11 protein-coding genes and 2 pseudogenes are annotated in these 10,353 nt (G+C 69.3%); 7 read left to right on the plus strand and 6 right to left on the minus strand.

The features are described 5' to 3' along the window. Positions 1-82: 82 nt before the first annotated feature. Both ABZ826_RS22925 and ABZ826_RS22930 read right to left on the minus strand, forming a co-directional pair. The gene (locus ABZ826_RS22925; protein ID WP_361451203.1) at positions 83-640 is read right to left on the minus strand and encodes a DDE-type integrase/transposase/recombinase; all 558 of its coding nucleotides are present in this window, start codon (positions 638-640) and stop codon (positions 83-85) included. Between the two features lie 186 nt (positions 641-826). After that, complete coding sequence (locus ABZ826_RS22930; RefSeq protein ID WP_361451206.1) at positions 827-1,273, minus strand: transposase; 447 nt, start codon at positions 1,271-1,273, stop codon at positions 827-829. 474 nt (positions 1,274-1,747) lie between these two features. On the opposite strand from ABZ826_RS22930, the gene nthB reads away from it, so the two are divergent. The 4 genes from nthB to ABZ826_RS22950 all read left to right on the plus strand — a co-directional run bounded on the left by nthB (position 1,748) and on the right by ABZ826_RS22950 (position 4,346). Further along, entirely contained in the window at positions 1,748-2,419 is a 672-nt protein-coding gene (nthB, locus tag ABZ826_RS22935; RefSeq protein WP_361451209.1) for a nitrile hydratase subunit beta, read from the plus strand. Further along, positions 2,416-3,015, plus strand: a complete 600-nt coding sequence (gene nthA, locus ABZ826_RS22940) for a nitrile hydratase subunit alpha (RefSeq protein WP_361451212.1) — start codon at positions 2,416-2,418, stop codon at positions 3,013-3,015. Before nthB ends, nthA begins: the two co-directional genes overlap by 4 nt. After that, positions 3,012-3,374 carry a nitrile hydratase accessory protein gene (locus ABZ826_RS22945; protein ID WP_361451215.1) on the plus strand — a complete coding sequence of 121 codons (363 nt, stop codon included), beginning with the start codon at positions 3,012-3,014 and terminating at the stop codon, positions 3,372-3,374. The genes nthA and ABZ826_RS22945 overlap by 4 nt, the downstream gene beginning before the upstream one ends. A gap of 561 nt (positions 3,375-3,935) precedes the next feature. Continuing rightward, positions 3,936-4,346: a VOC family protein gene (locus ABZ826_RS22950; protein WP_361451218.1), complete on the plus strand. Its 411-nt coding sequence runs from the start codon at positions 3,936-3,938 to the stop codon at positions 4,344-4,346. A gap of 292 nt (positions 4,347-4,638) precedes the next feature. Here ABZ826_RS22950 and ABZ826_RS22955 read toward each other — a convergent pair whose 3' ends face one another. Further along, the gene (locus ABZ826_RS22955) at positions 4,639-5,013 is read right to left on the minus strand and encodes a hypothetical protein (protein WP_361451221.1); all 375 of its coding nucleotides are present in this window, start codon (positions 5,011-5,013) and stop codon (positions 4,639-4,641) included. Then, on the minus strand, positions 5,010-6,434 hold the full coding sequence (locus ABZ826_RS22960) for a tetratricopeptide repeat protein (RefSeq protein ID WP_361451224.1): 1,425 nt from the start codon (positions 6,432-6,434) through the stop codon (positions 5,010-5,012). The genes ABZ826_RS22955 and ABZ826_RS22960 overlap by 4 nt, the downstream gene beginning before the upstream one ends. 160 nt (positions 6,435-6,594) lie before the next feature. Here ABZ826_RS22960 and ABZ826_RS22965 point away from each other — a divergent pair. Further along, positions 6,595-6,921 (plus strand): annotated as a pseudogene (locus tag ABZ826_RS22965) (L-seryl-tRNA(Sec) selenium transferase); the annotation flags it as partial. Between the two features lie 1,129 nt (positions 6,922-8,050). Beyond that, positions 8,051-8,278 carry a hypothetical protein gene (locus ABZ826_RS22970; RefSeq protein ID WP_361451227.1) on the plus strand — a complete coding sequence of 76 codons (228 nt, stop codon included), beginning with the start codon at positions 8,051-8,053 and terminating at the stop codon, positions 8,276-8,278. Positions 8,279-8,404: 126 nt separating this feature from the next. On the opposite strand, the gene ABZ826_RS22975 is transcribed toward ABZ826_RS22970, so the two are convergent. Next, positions 8,405-9,664 (minus strand): MFS transporter, encoded by a 1,260-nt coding sequence (locus tag ABZ826_RS22975; protein ID WP_361451230.1) that lies wholly within the window; start codon positions 9,662-9,664, stop codon positions 8,405-8,407. Positions 9,665-9,797: 133 nt separating this feature from the next. On the opposite strand from ABZ826_RS22975, the pseudogene ABZ826_RS22980 reads away from it, so the two are divergent. Continuing rightward, a pseudogene (locus ABZ826_RS22980) lies at positions 9,798-9,965 on the plus strand (LysR family transcriptional regulator); the annotation flags it as partial. Positions 9,966-10,017: 52 nt separating this feature from the next. Here ABZ826_RS22980 and ABZ826_RS22985 read toward each other — a convergent pair. Further along, the gene (locus tag ABZ826_RS22985; RefSeq protein WP_361451429.1) at positions 10,018-10,209 is read right to left on the minus strand and encodes an amidase family protein; all 192 of its coding nucleotides are present in this window, start codon (positions 10,207-10,209) and stop codon (positions 10,018-10,020) included. Positions 10,210-10,353 lie beyond the last annotated feature (144 nt).

Genomic DNA, 10,353 nt, shown 5'->3' on the forward strand with positions numbered 1-10,353 from the left:
TCTCTGCTTTACCGGAGGTCCCGTTCTCATGTCTGGCGAATCCGCAGGTCAACACCCCTTGCAAGCGCCCGGAACCGCTTAACTACGCGGCATTGGGGAAGACCGGGCAGTACTTCAGGGTCTTGAAGTTCGCTTCGGAGTACGGATTGTCGTTGGACACACGCGGCCGGGAGTGTGAGCGGACGATGTTCAGGTCAACGAGCAGCCGGGCGACCGGCTTGGACGTCATCGAGGTGCCCCGGTCGGCGTGGACCACGTCCGGAACGACGCCGCCGTTGGCGCGGAAGGCGTCTTCGATGAACTCCTTGGCCAGCGCGGCGGATTCGCGCGGCACCACCAGCCAGTGGACCGCCTTGCGGGAGTAGATGTCGAGCATCACGAACAGGTCGTAGTACACCCCGCGGTCTGGGCCCTTGAGCTTGGTGGCGTCCCAGGTCCACACCTGACCTGGGCCGGTGGCCACCAGTTCGGGCTTGGCCCTGGGCGGGTGGGTGGCCTGGGCGCGGCGCTCGCGGACCTCGCCGTGCTCGCGCAGCAGCCGGTACATCGTGGAGATCGAGCACAGGTAGGTGCCCTCGTCCAGCAGGGTGGCCCAGATCTGCGCCGGGGACTTGTCCACGAACCGCTGCGAGCGCAGCACGCCAAGGACGCGTGCCTGTTCCAGCTCGGACAGGGCCGCCGGGTGAACCGCCGGCGGGCGGCGCGGCCCGGCCGGCCGCGCCTTGGGGTGACGCTGCCGGTAGACGGTGGCCCGCGAGCGTCCGGTCAGCTCACACGCCTGGCTTGATCCCGACGACCGGCTCGAGCCGACCGAACGCCTCGGTGATCACTTCGTCCGCTTGGGCTCGGAGTCCTCGCTCCCGGAGAGCAGTTCCAAGAGCTCGTGTGCTTTTCCCAGGATGGCCAGCGCCTTTTGGGACTTGGCCAGCTCGGCGGCCAGCCTCTCGTTTTCCGCCCGCAGCCGTTCGGCCTCCTTCTCGGCCGCGCTCTTGCCCTTCGGCCCGGACGGCTTCGCGGCCAGCGCATCCAGCGCGCCCGCATCCCGGGCAGCCCGCCAATCGATGATGTGTGAGTGGTACAGCCCCTCCCGGCGCAGCAGCGCGCCCTTTGCGCCCGGCTCGGTGAGCCGCTCGTACTCCTCCACGATCCGCAGCTTGTACTCCGGAGTGAAGGACCGTCGCTTCGGCCCGCCTGCGCGGGGACCGCGCTTCTTCTTGCCCACGGCCTCATCATCGGCCACACCGGCCTCAAGGTCGGCACTACTCAGCGTCACGCTCGAAAGATCCTGTTCTCGCCCTACTAACAACAGAAGACTCGATTGTCTTCATGTCTCACGAGAGTCTGACAGGGAGGGATCGAGCCGCCGCCTGCGATGCGTGACGGCACAGGGCAGCCGTGGCGAAACACGCTGCCACCCGGCCCGGCAGGACGAGCGGGCCGGATGACATCCGCCTTCGGCAGGACGCGGGTACCGGGGCAGGAGAACACCGCGCCGGTCTTCTTTGCTCCGTCCATGCCGCGGCCGGCCAGGAACCGGGCGATACGGAGCACGAGCGATTCGGCAGCCTGTTCCACCTGCTTGCCGAACCTCATCTGCGCCACGGCGTCACGCGACTTCGCTCTTCTCGTGCTGCCGATGCCTACCGCCGGGCGGGTTCACATGCGGCCGATACCGCGAATCCGAGAGCGCCGCTGCCTACAATTCCAGCAAGATATCCGCTGTTCTCCCACCATGAGGGATTGCGCGATGGATGGTATTGCCGATATGGGAGGAACTCCGGGATGGGGTCCCGTTCATCCGCCGAGACGCGATGAATCTGTATTCGAGGAGCCCTGGCAGCGCAAGGCATTCGCGCTTGCGATCCTCTCCAGTCGCGTTGCGTGCGGCCGCATCAACACGGACGCCTTCCGGCACGCGCTGGAGCGCCTGGACCGAGCCGCCTACCTGGACGACGGCTACTACGGGCGCTGGCTCAACGCCGGCGAGCTGATGCTCACCGACAGCGCCATCCTGGCGCCGGGCGCGGTCGACGCCCGCGCCCGCAACCTGCGCGGTGAACGCGTCGAGGAACCACCGATCCCAAAGCCCGCCCGGCCCGACTACAAGCCGACTGCCGAGGGATCGCTGCGCATCGTGGACGCCCCTCCGGTCTTCGCCGTCGGCGAGCATGTGCGCGCCAAGGACATCTCGCCGCCGGGCCACACCCGGTTGCCGGGCTACGTGCGGGGCCATACCGGCATCGTCGATCGCATCCAGCCCGCCGCGGTGCTGCCGGACACCAACGCGCACTTCCTGGGCGAGAACCCGCAGCACGTCTACTCGGTCCGGTTCGACTCGCGCGATCTGTGGGGCGCCGACGCCGAACCGTTCGCGCTCACCGCAGAGCTGTACGAGAGCTACCTGGAGACAACCTCATGACCACCACCGGCGGACCGGGCGAGAGGCTTCCCGCGGCCCTGCGCACCGAGGCGCTCGAGCAACTGCTCACCGAGCGGGGCCTGATCGATCCGAAGGCGATGACCGGGATCATCACCACCTACGAAACCAACGTGGGCCCGCTCAATGGGGCCAAGGTCGTCGCCAAGGCCTGGACCGACCCGGAGTACCGGCGGCGGCTGCTCAAGGAAGGTACCGCCGCCATCAAGGAGCTGGGCTTCTCGGGGCAGCAGGGCGAGCACATCGTCGTCGTGGAGAACACCGCGACCACTCACAACGTGGTGGTCTGCACGCTGTGCTCGTGCTATCCATGGCCAGTGCTCGGCCTGCCACCGAGCTGGTACAAGGACCCCGCCTACCGAGCGCGGATCGTCAGGGAGCCGCGTACGGTGCTGGCCGAGATGGGACTCGAACTCTCCGACGACGTGCAGATCACCGTCCGCGACTCCACCAGCGAGGTGCGCTGGCTGGTGCTGCCCGAACGTCCGGCCGGCACCGAGCACCTGTCCGAGGAAGAGCTCGTGCCGCTGGTGACGAGGGACTCGATGGTGGGCGTGGCGAAGGTCGAGGCCCCATGAGCGCGTCGTTGGACATCGAGGGCCCGACCGCGCCGCCGCGCACCAACGGCGAGTTGGTGTTCGCCGAACCGTGGGAGAGCCGTGCCTTCGGCATGGCCGTCAGCCTGTACGAGGCGGCCGCGTTCACCTGGCCGCAATTCCAGGCCGCGTTGATCGCCCGGATCACTGCCCGGGAGAGCGCATCGGCACGGGAGGAGCCCTACAACTACTACCTGCTCTGGCTGGGTGCCCTGGAGGACGTGCTCGTCGGCCTGGGTGCCGTGTCCACGGACGAGATCACCGCACGCACCGAAGCCCTGGCGCAACGCCCCGAGGGCCACGACCACCGTCACGATCACGACCGTTCGCACCCACACTGATCCGCGACATCCGCCCCGCCAGCGGACAGCTACCCCCGCCACAGGTTCTCGCCGTGACTGCGCAACGCATCGTGCAGCCAGTCGCGCAGCAGGGTCTCCAGGGGGCGACATCCTGGCTCAGATGAGCGAGCCTGCGTTCGTATTCAACCCGGCAGGTGCGGTCATCCAACGCCTCCAGCCCGTTCGTTCGCACAACCGAGTCCGCTGTCGCAACCGGGGAACGGCTGGACTGCATTCGCTGTCAGGCGCCTCGATCGAACGGCAGAGGACAACCTGTCCAGCATGCCCTCGGCAGGAACCTGACGGGAACGGGGACAGGGACGGGGGGCGTTCGGATATGCGGTGCGCGCCCCAAATCGGCGACGACGCCCGCAGCGGTGTCAGCGGCCTCGCGTACGAGGGCCGTACCGCAGACGGGCCGGCACGGACCGGCCCGCCACGCTCTACGCGGCGCACCTCGTACATCCAGTATGCGGACGTCGCTTCGCCCTGCGATGCACCGCATCCGACGCCGCGCGCTGATCCACCAGGGATTACGGGACAGCCCTTAGCATGATCACCATGGACATCACCATCCACACGAGCGTGCTCCCCCACACAGACCCCGACGCATCCCTGGCCTTCTACCGCGACACCCTCGGCTTCGAGGTCCGCAGCGACGTCGGGCAAGGCAAGATGCGCTGGATCACCGTCGGCCCCACCGGCCAGCCCAGCACATCCATCCTTCTCGCACCACCAGCCACGGACCCCGGAATCACCGAGAACGAACGCCGCACCATCACCGAAATGATGGCCAAAGGCACCTACGGCTGGATCCTGCTCGCCACCCAAGACCTCAACAACACCTTCGAAAAAATCCAGGCCCGCGACGCCGAAGTCGTCCAGGAACCAACCGAACAGCCCTACGGCATCCGCGACTGTGCCTTCCGCGACCCCGCAGGCAACCTCATCCGCATCCAAGAACTCCGCTGACCCACCCACTCGCGCGGCCGAAACAACCAACACCTCCGAACCACCCGGCAGGGAGCCGCGACAATGACGGATCCGCGGGTCGGTGCGAGCGGTCGGCCGGGGGCGGCCAGGAAGTCCCGGGCCGGGAAACGCGGAAATGGCTGTGGCGGAGGCGGGATCGGCCGTGACCCGGTCCTGCCGGGGCGGACCACCTTGAGATCTGCGTGTCCGATCAGTCCGCGGACCGGGTCAGTGGCGACATCGCACGCCCGACGCACTGTTGACAAGGTTGTCACTGCGGCGAGCGGATCGCTCATGTCGTCCCGGCGGAGCAGGGGGTCGAGGCGTTCCCCGACCGCGTACCGAGACGTGCCTGGATCCGGTTGACGTCGGGTACCTCCAGTCGCCGGGCGATCACGAGGGAGAGCGACAGCCAGTCGGATCCGCCGCCCGCCGTGCCCTGACCCAGACTCCGGTCGAGTCCCTCAAGAGCGAGCATCTCGTCGTACGGCGACTCGATGACACGTGCCAGTTCGAGTGCCTGCTCATGGCATTCACGGGCCTCGCATGCGAAGGCGACGCTGTCGGCCGCCAGGCAGACCGCGCCGAGAATGTTGAGGGCTTCCGCCTCGCCCCCGCGGTCCTTGAGCTCACGGCACAGCTCCAGGCTCGCGCGAGCATTCTTCATCGCGATGCCGTGTGCGCCCCTCGCCGCCTGCGTCTCGGCCAGATGCATGAGGACGTGAGCCCGTCCATGCGACTGCCGAGCTCGTGACAGATGGTGAGGGCTTCATCGAAGTCCCTCTCGGCCGCTTCGAGCCGTCCCGTGCAGTATCTGACCCGGCCCAGGTACATGAGAGCGTTCGCCTGGCCCAGCCTGGCACCGAATGCGCGGAACATACCGAGCGCCCGCTCGATGCATTCCGCAGCCTCCTCGTACTCCCCCCTCAGCCGCAGTACGTCACCGAGGTCGGCCAGGGCATTGCCCTCGCCGTAGCGGTTGTCGAGTATGCGATAGCTCACGAGGGCCTCACGGTGGGCATCGATGGCTCCCGTGTAGCGGCCGGCGGATTTGTGCAGGTCGCCGAGAGCCGTGAGGGCATTCGCCCGGCCGAGGCGGTTTCCGGAAGCGCCATGCAGTTCCAGCGCCCGTTCGAGGCTCTCGGCGGCCTCGACGTAACGCCCCGTCAATTGCTGTACGTGGCCGATGTCGACGAGCACATGAGCCATGCCACGGGTGTCGCCCGCGTCACGGAAGAGCCGCAGCGCCCGCTGATACGTCTCGTCGGCCTCCTCATACCTCCCGGTCACACGAAGGACACTCGCCAGATCACCGAAGGCGATGGCCTGGCCATGGCTGTCCGGGAGACCGTCGAAGAGCTCCAGCGCCTGCGCGAGGTTCGCCTCGGACTGTTCGTACCGGCCCATCACACGATGGATCACCGCCATGTTCCGCAACGCCGTCGCCTGCCCCAGCACATCCTCGGCAGTGAGAGCGCATTCGAGTGCGGTCCCGTGCAGGGCGAGGGCTTCGCTCCAGTGCCCGTGGGTACGGAGGAACTCCTTCATCGCGGCTGGGAGGTACACGGCATGGGTGAGGTGACCGTGGCGAGCCGCGTACTCGACCGCCGCCTGGAGGTTGGCGTACTCGGCGCGCATCCAGGCAGTCGCGCGACGCGCATCGGGAATGTCGGGAATCTCCGGCTGCGGGCCGGTCGCGTACCGGGGCTCGGGGCTGTTGTAGCGGTTGAACACTTGGTCGGCCCGGGTCGCGGCATGGAGATAGTAGTCCAACTGCCTCTCCAATGCCTCATCCACGGCATGGGTTCCGGCCTCACGCGCGAGCCTACGGGCGTACTCACGGACGAGGTCGTGCATGCGGTAGCGGCCACGGGCCGTTTCCTCTATGAGGTGATGGTCCTCGATCTCCTCAAGCATGCGGCGGGCGTCCGACACTCCAGTGTCCTGCAGCGCGGCGGCCCCGTGGGCGTCGACATCGACGCCCGGCTGCATCCCGAGATGCCGGAACAGCTTTTGCCGGTCCGCCGGAAGGTCTCGATAGGAGAGCTGAAACGCGGCCGCGACAGAGGTGTTCGGTGGAGAGACCACTCAGTTGTTCGTTCGGGTCGCTCAGGTCGGCCACTACGTCGGCAGCGGTCCAGGTGGGGTGATGGCGCAGGCGTGCGGCGGTGAGCTGAAGAGCCAGAGGAAGGTAGCCGCACAGTCGGCCGAGTTCGGCGGTCGGGAGGTCGGTGGCGTCGAGATCGGCTCGTCCGTCTCCGTGCGGGAACTCAGCAGTCTCGGCGTTCCGGTCGTGGCCGATATCGGCTCCGGTCTCCTGCACGCCGACCCGGCTCTCCCCGACGAGCCCGACGCGACGCAATGGCTCGGCGCCGGCGCGGACCTCGTGACCGCCAGCGGGGACAAGCTCCTCGGTGGCCCGCAGGCCGGCATGGTCCTCGGACGCCGTGACCTGACCGCGGTCATTCGCAGACGCCCGCTCGCGCGTGCCGTGCGCGTCGGCAAGCTCACTCCCGCCGCACTCGAAGCCACGCTCCGCACCCCGCAGACACGCGTCGACCAGGCCCTGCACGCCACCCCGGAGTCACGGGAAGCGCGAGTGCGGGCGCTGGTCGCGCGGCTGCGCGACACCGATGTGGACGCAACAGCCGTGCCTTGCGCCGGCGCGGACCGTTCAGCGCCGACGCGGTAGCCAGGCTGGCGGTCAACCTCCGGGGCACCGCGCTTGAGGACGTGGCCCGGGGGCACGCACTGATCGGTCCCGGGGAGTGGGCACAGGTGTCCAGGATCGACGTGCGGCTCCACCACGTGCGGGAGATCCGCTCCCACCACCTGGTGCTGCATCTGGGATCGGCGGCTGTCCCCGTCCGGCTCCGCCCGTTGGGGCGGGAGACCGGCCGGCTCACGCTGGCGCGACCGCTTCCCCTGCATGTCGGGGAGCGTGTCCTGCTGCGCGATCTCGGTTATGCACCGGATCGTCGCCGGAGCGACGATCCTCGATACGAGGCCCGCACCGCTGCGTCGCCGAGGCGCGGCAACCGCGCGCGCCATGGAACTCTCGTCACTGCCGGAGGCCCCCGACTGCACGCGGTACATGCGGCTTCACCGCTGCGCCAAGCGGTCCGATCTCCTGGAAGCTGCTGCGGCCCGGTGCCGAGCCGCCCTCGACGACCAGGAGAGTCGGGGACTGGGTGATCCACAACAGCCTCTGGCAGTCGTGGCGGACGGAGCTGATGCGGGTCGTCGACGCATGGGCGGAGCGTCACCCGCTCGCACCCGGGATACCACCGGCGGCGGCTGCGCACCGGAGGGCCGGCGGCCTCGGGGCCGGGCGGATCCGACTGATGAGGGGCCTTGGGCGCGAGCGGTTCGCGATCCGAAACGCTCAATACCCGGGCCGCCATCACGCTCGTGCTCAGGCGCCTCCCCCAGAGGCAATGCCAAGCTCCTTGAGACCCTTCCGACGCCCGAAGCAACTTCGCCGATGAGACGCGCCGCAGGTCAGAGCGATGCGTGATGCCAGGATCGCGAGAATCCCACCTGGCCGGGAAGCGAGCCCGGACGCCCGAGGATGGGGACCGATCCGTACGGGCCGGGCGCGACCGGTCCGGGCCGCTCCGCCATCCCGGAGCTCATGCCGTCCCGCCCACGCGCATACCGTTCATCGGGATGCGGGGGTCAGCCACGCGGGACACCATGGGGGAATGGCGACAGCACCCATCACTGTCCATGCGCCGACCCCGTCCGGCGGGCGTCCCGTGACGGTGCACATCAACAACCGTGAGGAAAGACTCGGTCTCGCACACAGCGACCACGACCTCGTCGTCTTCCTCGCAGATGCGGGGATGGCCGATCCGGAACGGATCCTCGACAACCCCGCCGTGGTCCAGTGGACAGGCGCCGAGGCCCATCAGTACGAGTCCCCCGCGTAGCGGTCCGACCCCGGCAGTGAGCGTCTCCGGACAGCGCTGGCGAAGCGCCGGCCGAGCGGGCCCCGACGCCCCGTTGGCGTCATCGGCCATGGCGGAACCGGCTTGTCTCCACTCCACTCGGACGGCCTACGGCACCGTCGGCGTTCGTTCAGCCGGGGCGCCATGCCCTTCGGCGCGCGGATCGGCCGCGCGGCGGGGAAGCAGCAGCGGGGTCGCCAGCAGGAGCACGCCGGCCAGGCCGGTGGCCGTACGCGGGCCGAGCAGGCCGCCCAGCACGCCCCATACGGCCGTCAGGAGCGCGGTCGAGGCCTTGGTCGTCACCGACCAGGCGGACAGTGTGCGGGCGACCCGGTCGGTCGCGGTGCGTTCGAGGCGGTAGGTGGCGTGGACGGGGTTGAAGACCCCGCAGCAGAAGATGAGCCCGAGTTCGATGCCGATGACCAGCAGCAGTCCTCCGGTGCCCGGCCCGATGAAGGCCAGGCCGACGGGCCAGATCGCGCGTAGGACCCCGGTCACGACGAGGACCTGGTGCTGCCCGAACCGGGTGACGAGCGGTCGGGCCAGCCGTGAACCGAGCAGCCCGGCGATCGAGGGCGCGGCGAAGGCGAGGCCGTACTGCCACGGTGTGAACCCGAGTGGTCCGAGCATCAGGACGGCCAGGAGCGGCTGGGCGGCCATCACCAGGCCGTTGAACAAGGCGGTGTGGAAGAACAGCGGACGCAGCGTCGCGTCGGCCAGGATGTACCGCCAGCCGTCGAGCAGGTCCCCGGCCCGCATGCGCGTGGCCTCCCGTGGCTCGGGCCGCGGCTCGTGCCCGCCCATCGCGCGGATGCCCAGGGCCGAGAGCAGGTAGCTGACCGCGTCGGCCACCACGGTCGCCACCGGGCCGAGGAGCCCGATCGCCGCACCGCCCAGCGGCGGTCCGATGATCGTGGTCGTCCAGGCCGTGGACTCGAATCGGGCGTTGGCGACGAGCAGGTCCTCGGCCGGCAGCAGCGTCTTCAGATACGCGCCGGAGGCGGCGCGGAAGGTGATGTCGGCCGCCGCGACGACGATCGAGATCAGCAGGAGCTGGAGGAAGGTGAGCACGCCGAGCGCGAACGCGGCGGGGATCGTCAGCAGCGCCGCGAACCGCACCAGATCCATCCCGATCAGCACCTGCCGCTTGCGGCGGAACTCCACCCACGGGCCGAGCGGCACCGCCACGGCCGCGTCCACCGCAGACCCTACGGAGGAGAGCGCGGCGACCTCCACCGGCCCGGCGTGCAGCACCCGGATGGCGATCAGCGGGAACGCGCCGAAGGCGAGCCAGGTGCCGAGCGCGCTGGTCCCGTACGCTCCCCAGAGCCACCCGAACCGTCGCCCCAACCGGTGCCCGTTCCTCATGTCCGACGCCCCTCGTCACTCATCCGCACAACCGATCCGCGATCGGAAGCATCAAAGCGGGCGGCAGACCTGGGGATCAAACAACAGCAGAGCCGTCGGCCACAACCAATGGTTGTGTCCCTAGGGTGTCGGCATGGACCTCGACACCGTCCGGATCTTCGTCACCGCCGCCGCGGGGCAGTTCCAGGAGGCCGTCGCCGAGCCGGCGGTGACCCAGCAGGCCGTCTCCGAACGCATCGCCGCGCTGGAGCGCAACCTCGGCGTGCGACTGTTCACCCGCACCCCGCGCGGCGCCGAAGTCGTGGCCGGATCGACGGACGACGGCTCGGGGGCAGGCTCCCGCTCCGTATGCCTCATGTGTCTTGACGGTGCCCGCCGAGGGGTGCGGCGAACTGGACGCCGAGCGGCAGGCCTTGGCCGTCGTGGCCGAAGGGGACGGACATCGTCGGCATCCCGGTCACGTTGTACACGCTGGTGAAGGCGGCGCAGACGGAAGCGTGCCGGTGGTTCGACTCCGGGTCGGCCGTGTCGAGGGTGCCGAGCAGCGGGGTCGGCTGCGGCCGCTCCGGGGGCTCCCGCTCTGCTGGCGGGCGGGGCTCACGGCGAGCCGGCCCGCGGCCGAGGAGTCGGCGCGGCGGGCGTGGGGGCGGTGTAGGTGACCTCGCCGCCCCACGCCCTGCGGACCCCTG

This window comes from Streptomyces sp. NPDC047515 (assembly GCF_040643055.1).
Taxonomy (GTDB): Bacteria; Actinomycetota; Actinomycetes; order Streptomycetales; family Streptomycetaceae; genus Streptomyces.

Bases quoted from the DNA above. Each gene is read 5' to 3' on its own strand.
- nthB (WP_361451209.1), top strand. From the start codon at position 1,748: ATGGATGGTATTGCCGATATGGGAGGAACTCCGGGATGGGGTCCCGTT.
- nthA (WP_361451212.1), top strand. From the start codon at position 2,416: ATGACCACCACCGGCGGACCGGGCGAGAGGCTTCCCGCGGCCCTGCGC.
- ABZ826_RS22945 (WP_361451215.1), top strand. From the start codon at position 3,012: ATGAGCGCGTCGTTGGACATCGAGGGCCCGACCGCGCCGCCGCGCACC.
- ABZ826_RS22950 (WP_361451218.1), top strand. From the start codon at position 3,936: ATGGACATCACCATCCACACGAGCGTGCTCCCCCACACAGACCCCGAC.
- ABZ826_RS22955 (WP_361451221.1), bottom strand. From the start codon at position 5,013: ATGAAGAATGCTCGCGCGAGCCTGGAGCTGTGCCGTGAGCTCAAGGAC.
- ABZ826_RS22970 (WP_361451227.1), top strand. From the start codon at position 8,051: ATGGCGACAGCACCCATCACTGTCCATGCGCCGACCCCGTCCGGCGGG.
- ABZ826_RS22975 (WP_361451230.1), bottom strand. From the start codon at position 9,664: ATGAGGAACGGGCACCGGTTGGGGCGACGGTTCGGGTGGCTCTGGGGA.